The sequence below is a fragment of the Sphingobacterium siyangense genome (genome assembly GCF_023277505.1).
Classification (GTDB): domain Bacteria; phylum Bacteroidota; class Bacteroidia; order Sphingobacteriales; family Sphingobacteriaceae; genus Sphingobacterium; species Sphingobacterium siyangense.
Genome location: NZ_CP080574.1, coordinates 4,454,090 through 4,472,436, shown reverse-complemented (window position 1 = coordinate 4,472,436; position 18,347 = coordinate 4,454,090). Strand labels below are relative to the sequence as shown.

9 protein-coding genes are annotated in these 18,347 nt (G+C 42.4%); 7 read left to right on the top strand and 2 right to left on the bottom strand.

Features of this window, described 5'->3' with window-relative positions; translation table 11 throughout:
- The first annotated feature begins 11 nt into the window (after nt 1-11).
- From K2F45_RS18850 to K2F45_RS18825, 6 genes are all read left to right on the top strand, one after another.
- Entirely contained in the window at nt 12-4,118 is a 4,107-nt protein-coding gene (locus K2F45_RS18850) for a hybrid sensor histidine kinase/response regulator transcription factor (RefSeq protein WP_157626147.1), read from the top strand.
- Between the two features lie 329 nt (nt 4,119-4,447).
- Nucleotides 4,448-7,570, top strand: a complete 3,123-nt coding sequence (locus tag K2F45_RS18845; RefSeq protein ID WP_075993523.1) for a SusC/RagA family TonB-linked outer membrane protein — start codon at nt 4,448-4,450, stop codon at nt 7,568-7,570.
- A 1-nt stretch (nt 7,571) separates the two neighbouring features.
- A complete protein-coding gene (locus K2F45_RS18840) occupies nt 7,572-9,422 on the top strand; it encodes a RagB/SusD family nutrient uptake outer membrane protein (RefSeq protein WP_075993522.1) in 1,851 nt (616 codons plus the stop codon).
- 12 nt (nt 9,423-9,434) lie between these two features.
- Nucleotides 9,435-10,112: a DUF3823 domain-containing protein gene (locus K2F45_RS18835; RefSeq protein WP_075993521.1), complete on the top strand. Its 678-nt coding sequence runs from the start codon at nt 9,435-9,437 to the stop codon at nt 10,110-10,112.
- A 109-nt stretch (nt 10,113-10,221) separates the two neighbouring features.
- The gene (locus K2F45_RS18830; RefSeq protein ID WP_075993520.1) at nt 10,222-12,135 is read left to right on the top strand and encodes a glycoside hydrolase family 43 protein; all 1,914 of its coding nucleotides are present in this window, start codon (nt 10,222-10,224) and stop codon (nt 12,133-12,135) included.
- Between the two features lie 28 nt (nt 12,136-12,163).
- Nucleotides 12,164-14,662, top strand: coding sequence for a glycoside hydrolase family 2 TIM barrel-domain containing protein (locus tag K2F45_RS18825; RefSeq protein WP_248932046.1), 2,499 nt, complete (start codon nt 12,164-12,166; stop codon nt 14,660-14,662).
- Between the two features lie 244 nt (nt 14,663-14,906).
- Here the strand turns inward: K2F45_RS18825 and K2F45_RS18820 are convergent, their stop codons facing one another.
- Both K2F45_RS18820 and K2F45_RS18815 read right to left on the bottom strand, forming a co-directional pair.
- On the bottom strand, nt 14,907-15,605 hold the full coding sequence (locus tag K2F45_RS18820; RefSeq protein ID WP_075993519.1) for a type 1 glutamine amidotransferase domain-containing protein: 699 nt from the start codon (nt 15,603-15,605) through the stop codon (nt 14,907-14,909).
- 132 nt (nt 15,606-15,737) lie between these two features.
- Nucleotides 15,738-16,313: a Crp/Fnr family transcriptional regulator gene (locus K2F45_RS18815; protein WP_075993518.1), complete on the bottom strand. Its 576-nt coding sequence runs from the start codon at nt 16,311-16,313 to the stop codon at nt 15,738-15,740.
- A gap of 668 nt (nt 16,314-16,981) precedes the next feature.
- On the opposite strand from K2F45_RS18815, the gene K2F45_RS18810 reads away from it, so the two are divergent.
- On the top strand, nt 16,982-18,334 hold the full coding sequence (locus tag K2F45_RS18810; protein ID WP_075993517.1) for a MutS-related protein: 1,353 nt from the start codon (nt 16,982-16,984) through the stop codon (nt 18,332-18,334).
- Nucleotides 18,335-18,347: the final 13 nt, after the last annotated feature.

Sequence of the window (18,347 nt, the reverse complement as noted above, 5' to 3'; positions counted from 1 at the left end):
GCTCAACAATTTTGCAAAAAGTTGCAAATGGATTGGGGCGAATGATAGTCGGCAAAGGATCCCATTCAAGAGAACAGGTTGGTGTTGTTAACTTATTTGGTGGTGGCGGAGCTATGAAAAATTTTCTCATTATTATTGTTTTTCTTTGGCAGTTGGCCTATGTTTATGGACAGCCCAACAATGCCCATTTTTTTTCCCTTCAAGATGGCTTAAGCAATCAGCAGGTACTGGATATCGTGCATGACGATGAAGGATTTATGTGGGTAGCCACAGAGCTGGGGCTGAACCGTTATGCGGGAAAGTCTTTTAAATCATATTATGCCGCCGATAAGCAGGACGGTCAATCGATCAATAGCAATGAAATTAATACGTTGCTGTATGCAGACAGGAAAGTGTATATCGGAACAAGGTCCAATGGGCTGAATGTGCTTGACCTAGGCACAAATAGATTCAGTTATTATACACATGATGCAGCTAATCCAAAATCCATAGCCACGAATGATATTACGGATATGATTGAAGGCAAGGATGGGAAATTGTGGTTAGCGACCTACCATCAAGGGGTGCAGCATTTTGATCCGGTAACGGGAGAATTTAGTCATTTCAATAAAAAGAATTTTCCGGGTCTTCCCGAAAATAGCATTTGGTCTCTGGCCGAAGATCAAAAAAGAATGCTTTACATCGGGCATGTTAACGAAGGTTTAACAATAATGGATCCCATTAGCCATTCTTTGAAAAGACTAACTAATCACAATACCTCCGGACAATTACCAGATAATGAAATTAAAGTTTTGTTTTGTGATCAAGCCGGCAATATGTGGATAGGGACCCGAAAGGGGCTGGCTGTGTATCATCCAGCTTCCGGTAAACTACAGCAGATTTCTTTGGCAGGATTGGCAAAAAATGGAAATGAACCTTTTGTATATGCGATTAAGGAAATTGGCCATACATTGTGGATAGGCGCCGAATCGTCGCAACTCTTTTTATTGCAGCCGAGCTATGGTTATGATAAGCGTATTGAAGCCGTACAGCATGTAGAGCGTTTTGATCTGGGGAAAGGCAATAATACGATGGTTCAGCATATTACTCCCGATCGGTTTGGAAACGTTTGGCTAGCGTTATATGGTGGTGGCTTGGGAGTTGTGAGTCATATAGCCCCCTTCTTTAGTTTCTTTCCATCAGACAATATGCTGCCGGATCGACTGGCAACAGTGAGCAATGTATTGGTGGGGGAAAATCGGACAATACGTTTGGCGACTGAAGGTTCAGGTCTGGTCGAAATGAATGCGGAAGGGCGTTTATTGAGACAGATTACCAAAAAGAATGGTGGGGCAGACGATTTCCTGCTAACAGCTTTTAAGGACCAGCATCAACATGTTTGGCTCGGATTACGTAAAGGTGGAATTGCCGTTCAATATGCTGGATCGTCCGTTTGGAAAACCATTGATTTAGGTGAGCCTGTGACGGAGGTACGCGCGATTTATGAGGACCATTTGGGACAGATCTGGTTTGCAGCACATCAAGGGGTATTTATATATGATGAAGGAAAGGGGCATGTCCAGAAGCTTTTGATCAACAAACCAATGCTTGGCGATTATGCGCCCCGAACGTTGATGGAAGATGGCCAACACAACATGTGGGTCGGAACTTATGGGCAAGGACTCTATGTTTACGATCCTCAGCATAAACTGCTTCGAAAAATGGACAAGGGTAATGGCTTGCAAAATAACACGATTAATCATTTGTTGCGGGATAGAAATAACAATATCTGGGTGGCTACAAATCAAGGACTGGCTGTACAGGAAGCGGGTAAGAAGATTGGTGATCTGTCTCTATTGATGCCTCCGGGAGGGAATGCATGGCTTTTTGTCAATGGACTCGCAGAAGATCAGACCGGAAATATTTGGTGTTCGACCAAATCGGGGATGTTACGCTATGTCCCGAAAGAAAGACGTTTTCTACAATATGACCAGTCTTTCGGTTTGCCTTTGGGAGGTTTTATCAATGCAAGTGTAGGAAAAGACAGTGAAGGTCGACTGTATTTTGGGATGCAGGAAGGAATGTGTTATTTCAACCCAGCCACAATCCCGTCCAATTTACCAACCTCGCCCCTAAGTATTAGCCGATTTATTGTTTTTCGATCCGGAGAGTCCGGTACGCAGGTCGATAAATATCCCTCGCCGACAAAGGCGATTGAACTCAATTATGATGAAAATAGCTTTCGTATCGAACTTGCTGTTATGGACTTTGCTCTAGACGGTTTGGTCGAGTTTGGCTATAAATTGCAAGGGCTTAATAATGACTGGATTTTTCTGGGAAACGAGACCAACCTCGATTTTCGTAATATACCCTACGGTGAACATGAGTTGCTGATTCGTACCCGGATGAAAAATGGGCAATGGTCGCAGGACTACCAGCATCTATTGATCAACATTGCGCCACCTTTTTATCTCAGTTTATCCGCCAAGATCGTGTATCTGCTCCTTGTGCTGCTAATTGGATATATTATCATTTCTTTCTATTTCAAAAAAATGAAAGCCGAATCCGAACTAAAACTGAAAGAGCGGCAACATGTGCAGGACGAACAGTTACATGCAGAGCGCCTAAATTTCTATACGCATATAACACACGAGCTACGGACACCTTTGACGTTGATTCTAGGCCCCCTTGACGACCTGTCCCAAGAGCAGCAGCTTACTGAAAAACATCGCGAACTGGTTCAGACGGTACAGAAAAGCGCTAATAGACTCTTCACATTGGTCAACCAGTTGTTGGAATTTAGGAAGGTAGAATCGCAGTTTAAACCCTTTGTGCCCGAAGCTGGGTCTTTGGGAGAAATGCTCGCAGATCTTGCCCATAAATATAAAACATTGAATCACAAACCTGGTCTTCGGGTGTTGTCTGAACTCCCTGTGAGGGATTCACGTACGCTATTTGATGCTGAAATCGTACAATTGATCGTCGATAATTTATTGTCGAATGCCTATAAATATACCGAGTCAGGTTATATTAAACTAAGCTTGCATTACGAAGAATCGGATTTGGACCATTGGGCGGTGTTGTCCGTAGAGGATACAGGAGTAGGTATTGACAAAGAAGATATCGGTAGGATTTTTGAAAAGTATTATCAGGTTGCGGGTACAGGTACTCAGGGTACGGGTATTGGTCTGGCTTTGGTGAAAGAACTTGTGGCGATCCATCATGGAAAGATTGATGTGAATAGTACATTTGGCCTTGGTACCACCTTTACAGTAAAATTGAAAACCGATCGATTACCTGTTGAGAATGGCGAGCAGCCTGTTTCTTCGCAACGTCCGCTAGTGCTATTGGTTGAGGATGATCTGGAACTTCGTGAATATCTGGGAAGTACCTTGCAAAGACAATATGACGTGGTGCTCGCCGAAAATGGAACTTTAGGCTATCAAATGGCGATGGCTAGGGTGCCCGACTTGGTGATCAGTGATATTATGATGCCCGATATGGATGGTTTTCAGCTTGTAAAGCAATTGAAACAGGAACGTAGTACAAGTCATATCCCACTGTTGCTATTGACAGCAAAAAATACCGATGCAGATCGGCAGAGAGGTTATGATCTGGGGATAGACTCCTACCTGATCAAACCAGTTACAGCAGCTTTACTTTTCAAACGTATTGACAATCTATTGAGCCGACAGAAACAGATCAATGAACTGATTTTGGAAAGTTTAAATTCAAAATCATCTTTTTCAACTACCAATATAGGACTAGAACAAAAGCCTACGGAGGAACTCTGGCGTGAAAATGAATTTGTTCAGGATTTTATGCAGATTGTCGAACAGCATATGCAGGATGAGGTATTGGATGCTGCTGCCCTCGCTGATCGCATGAATATGAGTCAGTCTACCCTTTATCGGAAATTGAAAGGCATCACAGGGAAAAATATCAATCAACTCGTACGTAAGATACGTATCCATAAGGCGGCAGATCTACTTCGGACCGGGAAGTATAACGTGACTGAAGTGTCATTTATGGTCGGAATCAATAGTGCGATTTATTTTCGACAATGTTTTAAAGAGGAGTTTGGCCAGCTACCTTCCGAATATCAACGATCCGACAATAAAGCTCGCGTAGTGTATTAAAACAATCCACATCAGATAAGTATGCCCCTACTATTTCAACATAGATAGGGGCATAGTTTTTTCGTAGATCAGTTTGAGAAAAAAAACATAAAATATGCCTTAAATATATTTAAAAAGCTGTTTTTGACTAAAAAATATATGTTTTTTGACGGATTTGTGTACGATAGAATGCTGCAAAATCGGCTAAGTTTGAGGTATTAATCCAATTATAAATCTAGGTAGGGGTGGCAACGATGCAAAAGAAATAACCAAAGTAGACCGTAGTTTACCATCATATTGTCTTGTCCGGCTAGATTGTATTATTTACTGTTTAATTCGTATTGAAATTTATGAAAAACTTAAAGATTGCTTCTTTTTACACCATGTTGAGCGTGATGCCAACATTGCTGTATGCGCAGGAGAAGGTTACGGGACAAGTTTTCAACAAAGCAAACGAGCCTATCGTTGGTGCGAGTGTACTCCTCCTGGAAGGAGGTAAGGGAACCTCAACAGACAAATCGGGGAAATTTGAGCTGAATGCTAACAAAGGAACGCTCGTCGTGTCATTTGTTGGGTATAAGACTCGTCGAATTCCATTGGATGGAACAACAAATTTAAAAATCCAGCTCGAGGCCGATGAAAATGTATTGGAGGATGTCGTCGTTGTTGGTTATGGTAAACAGTCCAAACGTAATATTACAGGGGCGGTAAGCAATATTAAATCAGAGGATATTGTACGGTCATCATCGACGACGACTGCTGGGGCTTTGGCAGGAAAGGTGCAGGGGATCTCAGTGCGTGCCAAAGACGCGCGTCCCGGTCGTGGTGCAGCGATCGAAATCCGGAATATGGGCTCGCCTTTATATGTAATTGATGGGGTTGCTTATGGAGGTCAGGAAGGTACTGATTGGGTTGGTACACAGAATGGCTCCGGCGCAGATATCTTTAATTCGCTGAATCTAGAAGATATTGAGAGTATCTCTATTTTGAAAGATGCCGCCGCAGCAGTATATGGATTCCGTGCTTCCAGAGGTGTTGTATTGATTACCACCAAAAAAGGCGCAAAAGGAGAAAGTGCAAAAATCAATATTAATGGCTACCAAGGCTGGCAAAATTTGACACGTTTTCCGACCATGGCAAACGCTAAACAATACACACGTGGATTGGTTGAGGCCGCACAGAATGAAAACCGCGACCCGAGGACGGTATATACGCCCGAGGAGTTGGCGAAATGGCAGGCAGGGACAGAGCCCGGCTACCAAGGCTATGATTATTATGACATGGTGATCCGTAAGAATATTCCACAGCGATACATCAATGCCAATGTTACCGGTGGAAATGAAAAATCCAATTACTTCCTGTCATTGGGCCACCTCAATCAGGATGCAATGATCAAGGATTTCAATTATAAGCGAACCAATTTCCAGGCCAATATGGAAGCTGAGGTACTCAAAGGACTTACTGTCGGGACGCAGATTTCAGGAAGACATGAGGGCACACAGGATGTTGGCTTACCAGGTGGGGATGGATACTTCTCGTCTATTTTGGCTATTATGAAAAATAGGCCGACTGTAGGTCCCTACGCAAATGACAATCCGGAATATATCAATCATACCAATGATTTTCCCTATAACCCGGCTCTCTTTAGTCGCGATATTGCCGGCTATAAAGACAATAAATACCTTGCTGGAAATGTGAATCTCTTTGCGGCCTATAAGACAAATTTTGGTTTGTCGGCAAAAGGAACTGTTTCTTACAACTATACCAACAATAAATTTGAAGGCTTCCAATATACCTATGATGTATATCGGTACGAAAATAATGCCTATAAGCGTACTGGTGGAAGTGATGCTGGCTGGCGTTACGATACCACGAGGGAGATTGTTTCTCGCTTTGCACAGTTCCAGATCGATTATAACAAGCAGATCGGCGATCATACTTTCGCGGGAATGTTAGGCTATGAGCGTTCAGATTGGGACCGGACGTATAAGGCATTGGGCGCAAATCCTTCAAACAATTATATTCCGTTGTTAAGACTGTCGGAGCTCAATAGTTTGGCCGATGAATGGGCTTACGAGGCTCGGGCTGGATATATTGGCCGTATCAACTACAACTACAAGGGCAAGTATCTTCTGGAGGTACTGGGCCGTTATGATGGTTCCTTTAAATATTATGAAGGTAAACGCTGGGGATTGTTTCCAGGAGCATCGGTAGGTTGGCGTATTTCGGATGAAGGGTTCTTTAAATCCTTAAAATCTGTGGTGAGTGACCTTAAAATCCGTGGTTCGATCGGACAAACAGGACTTGAAGAGGGCGTGGGAATGCACGATTACCTTGCCGGGTATAATTGGGCGGCTGGAAGTGCTGTCTTAGACGGAGCTTATGTGCCCGGGGTACAGCCTAGAGGTTTACCAGTTCGCAACCTCTCCTGGGTTAAAAACACCAATTATAACATGGGTATCGATGCGACACTGCTGAAAAATAAGCTGACATTGACGGCCGATATCTTTAAAATTATCCGTACTGGATATCCTGGCAAACGGTACGATGTCCTATTACCAGCCGAAATCGGTTATGATCTTCCCAATGAAAACCTCGGTAAGAACGGCTATTATGGAGCCGAAGGTATCATTACCTATACCGATAAGGTCGGTGAGCTTAACTATGTTGTCAGTGGGAATATGACTTTTTCACGTTATCGTGACCTAGAAACCTATAAGCCTCGTTTCAGTAATTCGTGGAATGAATACCGTAACTCGATTGAAGACCGCTGGGGCGGAGTATGGTGGGGATACCAAGTAGTTGGACGATTTCAGTCGGAAGAAGAGATCCGCAACCATCCGATCAATAATGATGGTCAGAACAATAGGACGCAACTTCCTGGTGATCTGATTTATAAAGATGTAAACGGCGATGGGGTTATCAATGATATGGATCAGCGTCCGATCGGTTATCCGACGGGTTGGGCACCGATGATGAGCTTCGGTGGTCGGATAGGACTTGACTGGAAAGGCATCAACTTAAATATTGATCTGGCCGGTGGTGCGGTGCAATCCTGGTTTCAGGATTATGAATTACGTAATGCCTTCCACGGTGGGGGTAATTCTCCAGCCTATCTACTTGAAGATAGATGGCATCGCAAAGACCCTTATGATCCAAACAGTGAATGGATTCCGGGACGCTACCCTGCGATTCGTAATGGCAACTCAGGTCCCAATAGTCGAAATAGTGATTTTTGGTTGACCAATGTACGTTACCTGCGTGTCCGCAACCTGGAGCTTGGATACAATCTGCCAAAAGCATGGATTCAAAAGATAAAGGCCGAAAAAATACGGTTCTACGTTAATGCCTCAAACTTGATTTCTTTTGACAATGTCAAAGACTACCAGATTGATCCTGAGATCGAAGCGAGAGCAGCAGTAGTATATCCACAGCAAAGGGTATTTATGGTTGGATTTAATATGACTTTTTAACATGAAACTACGATTTAAACTTACATATATAGGAGTTGCTTTATTGACCTTGTCCTCGTTGAGCAGCTGCAATCACGACGATTGGTTTGACCGGGATTCAAAATCATTGATTACCGATGCACAGCTTTGGAATGACCCGAAACTGTTAACTTCACTGGTCGCCAATTATTACGACAGAATGCCAACGCTACATGGTGTTTTCAATACAGGAGGAATGACCGAATTGGATGATGCCATGTGGTCGGGACATCGCGATCAAAACTGGCGTAATGATTATCAGTTTGGTGACGATTACGGTCGCTATTGGGATTATGGACTGATTCGGGATCTGAATCTTTCCCTCGAAAATATCGATCAATTCAGTACACAATTGTCTGATGCACAACGTAAGCAGTATAAAGCCGAATTACGCTTCATCCGGGCCTTTGTTTACTTCGAACTCGTCAAACGCATGGGCGGCGTACCTATCGTTACAACCCAGCTCATCTATGACTTTAGCGGTGATCCAACACCATTGCAGGTAGCACGTGCCAAGGAGTATGAAGTCTACGATTTTATTTACAAAGAATTGGAAGAGATCAAGGAAGATCTTACCGTCTATAATGCCAGTAAGACCAGAGCCAACAAGTATACAGCATTAGCTTTGGAAAGTCGGGCAATGCTTTATGCGGCATCCATCGCGAAATATAATAATCTAATGGCCTCACCGATAACGACTGCCGGAGGAGAAGTGGGTATTCCAGCCAATATGGCGACGGGGTATTATACCAAGTCGCTGGCTGCTTCCAAGGAAATTATGAATGGTCCCTATGCGCTTTACAATGAGAATGCCGATAAAGGTGCCAATTTTTATGATATGCTCAATAAGAAAACTGGTGCCGAAGTCATCTTTGCCAAGGATTTTGTCACGAGTTTAAAAGTTCACCGCTTTGCTTATGACAATATCGTCAGAAGTCTGACCGAAGACAATGAGTCATCATCGACAATTTCTCCTTCATTGAGTCTTGTAGAAAGTTTTGATTATCTAGACGGTAGCAAAGGCACACTACATGATAAAAACGGCGCAGGAAATTACGTAGCCTATCAAAATATCAACGATATTTTTGCGAATAAAGATGCTCGATTGTTTGGGACGGTGATTTATCCGGGAACTTCTTTCCGCGGACGTGCTGTGAGTATTCAGGCTGGAGTGGCAACTTGGGGGACGAATGGAGCTTACCAGTTTACTGCAGCGCCACAACTGGGACAGAATTATGCGAGTGGTGGTTTGTGGACCGGCTTTGATGGACCGCTTTATGACGCACAGGACGTCAGCAACACCGGCTTCTATATCCGTAAATTTGTCAGCGATGCGCCGGCAGCCAGTACACGCGGTACATCAGCTGCTAACTGGTGGCCGTGGTTTCGTCTTGGTGAAATTTATCTCAACGCGTCAGAAGCTGCATTTGAGCTGGGACAGACCGTGGACGCAAGAACTTACGTCAATAAATTGCGCGAAAGAGCAGGATTTCCGGCCAATAGCGTTAGTAACCTAACAATGGATATTATCCGGAACGAACGACGTGTCGAACTTGCTTTCGAAGATCATCGTTACTATGATCTTAAAAGATGGCGTATTGCACATTTGGTGTGGGACGGATCGGAAAATGATCCCAACGCTGTTGTATATGGACTGTATGCTTATCGTGTCGTGCGTCCAGGGCATGCCGATGACGGTAAGTATATCTATGAACGGGTAAGACCTGCGCGTTTCAGAAAGGCACGCTTTTTCCGTATGGCCAATTATTATGCGTCCATTAGTCAGGATGTCATTAATAAAAATCCTAAAATAGTTAGAAATCCATTCCATTAATCTAGTTGTACCATGAAAATAAAATTTTTAAGCTTATTGGTAGCTTTTGCAAGCCTACTCGTTGTAGGTTGCAAATATGATAATTTTGAAGCCCCAAAATCAACGCTTTCGGGACGCGTTGTTTATGAAGGAAAGGCGATTGGCGTTCGGAATAATGGGCCTCAATTGGAATTATGGCAGGATGGGTATCCGCTTCGCTCAGCAATACCCGTATATTTTGATCAGGACGGCTCTTTTTCTGTTAGTCTTTTTGATGGCGAATACAAATTGGTGCGGAAAGGAGATTCACCATGGCTACAACAGGCAACCGATACGGTATTGGTGCAAGTGAAAGGCAATACGACAATTGATGTGCCTGTAACACCCTATTTCACGGTGACAAACGAGTCTTTTCAAAAAAATAATAACAGTATTACTGCTAACTTTACGGTTAATAGAATAGTAGGTACGGCAAATTTGGAGTTTGTGCGACTTTACCTCGGTAAATCTGTTTTAACAGATCAGGTACAACGCGAGCTACGTGTGGATGCCAATTTGGCTAATGTTGCTTTTGGTCAACCGACAAGTATCGTCGGTGAATTGCCGGACAACCTGAAAAACCTCGATTATGTGTTTGCCCGAATAGGGGTGAAAGCTACGGTATCTGGAGAGTACTACTATACGGCAGTTCAAAAAATAGCTTTAAAATAGGTGCTGATGGCAAGTAAAATTGCCGGATTACGAAGCCACGGGATTATATCCCGTGGCTTTCATCGATGCAAAAAAATGGTCTAATGCTTATTTATTCTACTAAACCTTCATGAAAAAAAACAAAATTTCAATCTTAGTTACCTTATTTTTAATACATGCTACATGCGGTGTTTTTGCTCAGGCTTATCGCAGCGGACCTACGGACAAAGATTTTGCAGGTTATTTATTTGCCTATTTCAAAGGTAATGCTGTCGCAGATGAAGCGGTTTGTTTTGCGATCAGCACAGATGGCTATACCTACAGAGCCTTAAATGAAAACCAGCCTATCCTGGATTCGAAGGTGATCAGCAAGACTGGTGGTGTACGTGATCCCCATATTCTCCGTGGCGAAGATGGGAAAACATTTTATATGGTGCTCACCGACATGACCTCCTCCAAAGGCTGGGATTCTAATCGGGGTTTGATCCTGCTAAAATCCGAAGACCTTGTGCATTGGTCTCATCAGGCAATCGATATCCAGCAGCGTTTCAAAGGTCAGGAAGCGTTGAAAAGAGTATGGGCACCACAGACTATATATGACCCTTCGGTCGGTAAATACATGGTGTACTGGTCCATGCAGCACGGAAATGGCCCGGATATCATCTACTATGCTTATGCTAATAAGGAGTTTACAGATTTTGAAAGCGAACCTAAAGTGCTGTTTCTTCCAAAAAATGGTAAATCCTGTATCGATGGCGATATTATTGCAAAGAATGGCTTGTTCTACCTTTTTTACAAAACTGAAGGACATGGAAATGGCATTAAGCTGGCGATAACCGATTCTCTGACTTCGGGAAAATGGATTGAACAGCCGGGGTATAAACAGCAGACCAATGATGCTGTGGAAGGATCCAGTGTCTTTAAACTCAATCAGTCGGATAAATATATCCTGATGTATGATGTCTATGGTAAAGGGAAGTACCAATTCTGCATCTCTGAAGACCTTGATCGTTTTAAAGTAATCGACCATCAAATTGACATGGATTTCCATCCACGTCATGGGACCATTATTCCTATTTCAAGACAAGAACTTTTGGACTTGACCTCCAAATGGGGGAAACCCAAAGATATAGAATTCGCATTCAGAAAGAATCCCGTTTTGGATGGCTTTTATGCCGATCCAGATGTACTCTATTCCAATAAAACAAAAAAATACTATATCTATCCAACGAGTGATGGTTTTGATGGCTGGGGGGGCTATTATTTCAAGACCTTCTCGTCTTCCGATCTCAATCAGTGGAAAGATGAAGGGGTGATTTTGGACCTGAAAAAAGATGTTGCCTGGGGACCTCGCAATGCATGGGCACCTACAATTACGGAAAAGAAAGTCAAGAACGATTATAAGTACTATTATTATTTTACAGCAGCGCAAAAGATCGGTGTTGCGGTGGCTGATTTACCTACCGGGCCTTTTAAGGACGCGGGAAAACCGCTGATCGATTTTAAGCCTGAGGGTGTCAATGGCGGGCAGGAGATTGATCCGGCGGTGTTTAACGATCCCAAATCTGGAAAAAGCTATCTGTATTGGGGAAATGGCTATCTGGCTGTTGCTGAACTCAACAAAGATATGGTTTCCATCAAAAAAAATACAGTAAAGGTACTCACTCCCGATAAGACATTCCGCGAAGGTGCCTATGTTGTCTACCGCAAAGGACGCTATTATTTCTTTTGGTCAGAAGACGATACCCGGAGTGAAAATTATCGGGTACGCTATGGAACTGCAACTTCCCCTGATGGACCGATCACTGTTCCAGCTAATAATTTAGTCTTACAAAAAGATTCTGCGAAAGGGATCTATGGCACTGGGCATAATTCGATTTTGCAGATTCCCGGTAAAGACGAATGGTATATTGTTTACCATCGATTCAATTATCCCAAAGGTATTGATATGGGCGACGCAGCAGGATTTAACCGGGAGGTATGCATGGATCGTTTGTATTTTGATGATCAGGGCAATGTGTTGCCTGTTGTTCCAACGCTTTAATCACTTGAACCTAATGCAAAAAAGTAAAATGAATAATCTCATAAAAAAACTATCCGTCTTAGCTGTTTCTATTGGTATGGGCATCAGTGGCCTATACGCACAGGCTGGATTTGGTGAAGCCGAAGCGATCAATTCAGACTGGCGTTTCCATTTGGGTGATATCGAGGGGCAGGCCAGCGCAGAAACGAAGCGTGGAGCTTGGCAGCAGGTCCGTTTGCCCCATGATTGGGGCGTAAAATACCCCCTCAGTCCAAGTTTAGCCAGCGCGACAGGCTATTTACCGGGTGGTATTGGCTGGTATCAAAAACAGCTCCTGATACCTATGGCAGATCAGGGCAAAAAAATATTTATCTATTTTGAGGGGGTATACAACCGAAGCGAGGTGTTTGTCAATGGCAAATCTGTTGGAAAACGCCCCAACGGCTATATATCCTTTTCTTATGATATCACGTCATATATTGAGTTTGGAAAAGAAAATACCATCGCTGTTAAGGTCGACCACAGTAAAAGTGCCGATTCAAGATGGTACACGGGATCGGGCATTTATCGTGACGTTTGGCTTGTAAAGGCCAATCCCTTGCATATTGATCAATGGGGAGTATATGCCTATCCCGAGCTAAAGCAAGGGAAAGGAATGTTAAATACCGAAGTGACCGTTGTCAATAGTACGTCCAACGGCAGTGCGCTTACCGTTGTGCAGGAGTTGATTGATGCCGCAGGGAAGGTTGTCGCTAATAAATCGGAGAAAGTAAAGATTGATGCTACCGCTAAAGCGACGATACAGCAGCAATTGACGGTTGCAAACCCTAAATTGTGGAGCTTGGATCAACCCAATCAATATACCTTGCGGACAAGCGTATTGCAAAATGGAAAGCAAATTGATCAGTCGGCAATCAAAACGGGCTTCCGAACTTTTACATTTGATCCAAACAAGGGCTTTGCTTTAAACGGCGAATGGATGAAAGTCAAAGGCGTATGCCTACATCACGATGCCGGTGTGCTGGGTGCTGAAATGTATACCGAGGTATGGCGTCGGCGGCTGCAGACATTGAAATCTTTGGGTGTCAATGCCATTCGAACCAGTCATAATCCGCAAGCATCCTCGCTTTACACCTTATGTGACGAGTTGGGGCTGTTGGTTATGGATGAGGCATTTGATGAATGGGAATTTCCAAAACGGAAATGGCTGCAGGGCTGGAATGTCGGAACGCCCGGTTTTGAGGGATCGTATGACTTTTTTGAAAGCTGGGGAGAGCAAGATCTTGCAGATATGGTCAAACGGGATCGCAATCACCTCTCGATTTTCGCCTGGAGTATAGGGAATGAAGTGGATTATCCAAATGACCCTTATTCACATCCTGTCCTTAACGGCGAGAAGAAGGAGGGTGGTTTTACACAGGCTTCGTATGGCGGATACAAAAAGGATGCACCAGATGCGATGCGATTGGGTGATATAGCGAAACGCTTGGTTGCGGTTGTGAAAAAATATGATAAAAGCAGAGCTGTTACAGCAGGGCTTGCAGGTGTGGCTATGTCCAACGAAACGGCCTATCCGGGGGCACTCGACATTGCAGGGTACAATTATACCGAAAGTCGTTATCAACTGGATCATCAGCGCTATCCAGCACGCGTGATTTTCGGAAGTGAGAATCGGCACGATCTTCCGGCATGGCTTGCCGTACGCGACAACAAGCATATATTTGGCCAGTTCTTGTGGACGGGTATTGACTATCTCGGAGAGTCGGGGCGTTGGCCTTCACGTGGATTTTATTCGGGACTGCTGGATTTCGCAGGTTTTATTAAACCGAGGGGTTATTACCGCCAATCGCTGTGGTCCGATAAACCAATGGCTTATTTGGGAACCTATCCATTGAAGGGCGCAGCAACGACTACCGATGTTTGGTCTGCGTTGGAATCCGAGCAAGGACAACGGAAAAATGAAGCGCCCTCCATGGATGCCTGGCCAATTTGGAACTATCAGGAGGGACAGCAAATCAGGGTGGTCTGTTACACCAATAGCCCTCAGGCGCGATTGGAGCTCAATGGTAAGGTTGTTGGCGAAGAGAGAAATTACGATGAGAAGACAGGTATCATCTTTTGGGATATTCCCTATGCAGCTGGTAAACTAGAGGTTGTTGGTCTGGACACGAATAAAAAAGAAGTAGTTCGGCACACTATCGAATCCAGTGAACGTCCGGCGGCGATTCAGGCGACGGTGATAGGAGGGAAAGCGATTGAAGGCGGTGGCATTTTGCAGGTCGCCTTGCAAGTGGTGGATAACAAGGGACTTCCTGTGGTCCTTTCGGAAGATGAAATCACCTGTGATATTGCTGGACATGCGCGATTACTGGGTATGGAAGCGGGGAACAATGCAGATATGGGCGACTATACCGATAATAAACAGCGCGTTTATCATGGAAAAATGATCGTGTATGTTCAGGCTTTGGGCAAATCGGGCGATACAATTAATATACGATTTACCTCGCCTTGGTTGACAATGGCAAACGTAACCTATAGCATAAAATAATTAACTCACTTGTCTTTATTGAACTTCTGAACTAAAAAAGCACCGGAAAACTCCGGTGCTTTTTTTATGCCAAAATCTTATAGGATGTCCATTCCACTATTGGAAAAATTACGGTTTTATATATTGCTCACAAAAAATATAAATCGGCCAAAGCCAGTTTGTACTTTGCTGCTACCTATATAAAAATCAACAAGGTTATTTCCTTTCAAGGAAATAACCTTGTTGATTTTTAGCTAATTGTTTATTATATCTTGCTCAATAGAGTAAACAAAGCTTTAGCAGTTTCTTCCGAAGACCCAGGGTTTTGCCCGGTAATGAGATGACCATCTTTGACTACATAACTATGCCAATCTTCCCCTTTGCTGTACTGACCACCCAATTTTACGAGTTCATCTTCCACTAAAAAGGGAACAACATCCGTTAGTTGAACCGCTTCTTCCTCGCTATTTGAAAATCCGGCAACTTTTTTGCCTTTGACTAGTGGCTGACCATTACTATCCTTGACATAGCGAAATACAGCTGGGGCATGGCATACGGCAGCGACAGGTTTGTTGTGGGCCCAAAATGATTCGATCAATGCAATGGATGTCTTATCGTTGGTTAAATCCCACAAAGGTCCATGGCCCCCAGGATAGAAAACAGCATCATAATCCTGCTCATTGATATGATCCAAAGGAATGCTATTTGCCAATTTTGTTTGAAGTTCCTTATCGGCATCAAAACGTTTGGTTGCTTCGGTTTGAAAATCCGGGAGTGCACTTTTAGGGTCTATCGGTGGCTGACCACCTTTAGGCGATGCGATTGTGACGTCCACTCCTGCATCTTGTAAAACATAGTAAGGTGCTGCAAATTCCTCAATCCAAAAACCTGTTTTTTCTCCCGTATCTCCCAATTGGTCATGTGATGTCAATACAACCAATACTTTTAATTTGTCTTTTTTCATATTAAATAACCAAGTCTGTTAAAAAATTATATGTTTAAAACGATAGTACAAAGTAGGGGATAAATTGCCAGAGCCCTATGTGATATACATCACAATTTAGCGAATGGTTTTGCTTTTGTGATATAGATCACATTATTTGGCTTGGTATAGCCTGCTCAGTGTTTCGCGGGAAACACCCAGATATGCTGCAATCAAATGTTTGGGAATGAGATTATAGAGTTCGGGATATTGCTGCATGAGTTCCTCGTAGCGGCTTCGAGCATCGTTGTTCAGCAGTGACATTATTCTTTTTTGCAGCCCAATATATCCTTTATTGGAACGCCATCTAAAAAAGGTTTCAACTTCGTGAATTTCCTTACATACTTTTTCACGGTCTTCGTTCGATAAGCAAAGAGTGTCTGCATCGCTGACACAATCTAAATTGACCGTAGCTGGGCCTTGGTTATGCAATGCATTATAATCGGAAGCCCACCAGGTTTTTGTTGCGAACTGTAAGATATGCATCTTTTGTTCATCGTTGGTGAAATAGGTCTTTAAACATCCATTTAGCACAAAATACTCTTGTTCCACAAGGTCTCCTTGACGGATAATCATTTGTTTCTTTTTAAAGGAGATCGGTTTAAAAAAAGAAAAGAAGTAGTCGAATTGTTCGTCGTTTAACTGGACGGTTTTGTCGATATGTTGTCTCAGAATTTCACGCTCGGTCATAGCTAACAGTTACTTGATCGATTTAAAATTAAACAAAATCTCACAATGATAGCGAAGGCCTGCATCAAGTTCTCCTCAGATTCAAAATTAAGAAAGGAATAACACTACTTTTATAGGGGGGTAACAAGGGATTAGTAGGGGATATACCCCTGCTAACCCTTTGTTATACCCCTGCAATATATTAAGATAATATCAATTAGATTTTAACTTGTGCCCAAACAAAAAAGGACCTTGAAATACTTTAGCCGCGCTGCTAAATTTCCATGTTTAACCGGTTTAGTGATTTAGAAAAAATGATTTTTTTTGATTTTATTTTGTTTATACAAAGTTATTTTCTATTTTAGTGTTGCCCATTCAAGGGCACTTTTCATAAAATAGGTTAATAATATGGCTAAAACACCCGGAGTACCCCATGCTTTCGGGTGTTTTTTTTGTTTTTTACCCTTCCGTTATTTCCTTGGATATGTTCAACTAAATTTAAATGCTTAAGAACCTATATCTTGCCTGATTGACTCATTAGGTATATATTTCAGTTTTAATATTCTAGAATAATCGCTAGTAATCTCATGATTATGAAAATTTATTTCGCTGTATAACGATTCTGCTACAGTGTTGCTAATTATAATGACTTTGAGTAAGTTTAGGGAAAGAGCCACAGTAAATAAATTATGTCCATCGTTGACAAACAGACTTTAGCAGATTTAAATGTTACCAATAGCAGGTATAAGGATATGATTGATTTTTTCGATTGTACAGTTACCGTAGGTGGGCGGGACATGTTGTATAGTTATTTTCTTAAACCTCTTTCCTCTAAATTGGAAATAGAAAGCAGACAGCATTTAATTCTTTTTATGCAAAAAGTTGAGATTTCGGATCTATTGGATAAGTATATGATGCAGGATCTTGAGCAATATTTGTCTCTGCCACAGGAACCCTATTCACCTTCTCGGACTACTTATTACCTGGAAATGGTGTCAACGAATTTTTTGTCTTTGGATTTTAAAAAACGCGAGATACTTGTAAAGCGATCTATTCACGAAATAGCAAAGATTACGGATGGTCTTGCTATTTTATTAGAATATGTAAAATCAGAAGGTCATACTTTAGCTATTCTCAAAGAGTATAGTAAACACATAGATTATGTTTTGGAAGATATCGATCGGGATGAATTTATACAGTTGCTGAATAACAAATTTTCTAAAGAGCTGATGATTAAATACGATTATCTTTTTAGAAATATAAAACGAAATGCAATACGTGAGATTTTCGATGTTTTGTATCATTTGGATGCCTTGTTCAGTGTAGCAAAAAGTATCAAAGGAAAGAATCTTGTATTTCCTCAGATTGAGGAAAAGACAGGGGGAGAGGATATGATCACCATACGTGGAGCTTATAATTTATTTATCGAAGATGCCATTAAAAATGATGTCGAAATCAATAAAGAAAATAACCTTTGGTATTTGACTGGAGCAAATATGACAGGAAAATCTACCTTGTTGAAGACAATTGGAAGCTGTGTTTATCTGGCACATCTTGGTTTTCCGGTTCCAGCAGATGCGATGAAAACAGTGCTTTTTGATGGAATATCGGCGACCATAAATTTAGGTGATAATATAAATGCAGGTGCAAGTCACTTTTTTAACGAAGTATTACGGGTTAAACATTTGGCGGAGTTACTGGCATCCGGTAAGCAAATGTTTATTCTCATGGATGAGCTATTCAAGGGGACAAACCATAGTGATGCTAGTGAAGCAACCCAGGAATTAGTTAACTGTTTGAAAGGATATAAGAACAGTGTATTCTTATTGTCCTCACATATTACAGAAATTTGCCCCATACTGTATAAAGATGGTATTGCGATGAAATATTTAGAGGTTCAGTTGGATGAACAGGAGGGGATTGTCTTTACGTACCGACTTTTGGATGGTGTTGCCGAAGAAAAGTTAGGCATGTGGTTATTGCGTAAAGAACGGGTATTTGAGATTTTAAGGAAATTTGATTTGGGAAGACAAAAAGAATGAGATTGATTATATT

What these genes read in the sequence shown, in the direction of transcription:
- K2F45_RS18845 (WP_075993523.1), top strand. Translation starts at nt 4,448, where the DNA reads ATGAAAAACTTAAAGATTGCTTCTTTTTACACCATGTTGAGCGTGATG.
- K2F45_RS18840 (WP_075993522.1), top strand. Translation starts at nt 7,572, where the DNA reads ATGAAACTACGATTTAAACTTACATATATAGGAGTTGCTTTATTGACC.
- K2F45_RS18835 (WP_075993521.1), top strand. Translation starts at nt 9,435, where the DNA reads ATGAAAATAAAATTTTTAAGCTTATTGGTAGCTTTTGCAAGCCTACTC.
- K2F45_RS18830 (WP_075993520.1), top strand. Translation starts at nt 10,222, where the DNA reads ATGAAAAAAAACAAAATTTCAATCTTAGTTACCTTATTTTTAATACAT.
- K2F45_RS18825 (WP_248932046.1), top strand. Translation starts at nt 12,164, where the DNA reads ATGAATAATCTCATAAAAAAACTATCCGTCTTAGCTGTTTCTATTGGT.
- K2F45_RS18820 (WP_075993519.1), bottom strand. Translation starts at nt 15,605, where the DNA reads ATGAAAAAAGACAAATTAAAAGTATTGGTTGTATTGACATCACATGAC.
- K2F45_RS18815 (WP_075993518.1), bottom strand. Translation starts at nt 16,313, where the DNA reads ATGACCGAGCGTGAAATTCTGAGACAACATATCGACAAAACCGTCCAG.
- K2F45_RS18810 (WP_075993517.1), top strand. Translation starts at nt 16,982, where the DNA reads ATGTCCATCGTTGACAAACAGACTTTAGCAGATTTAAATGTTACCAAT.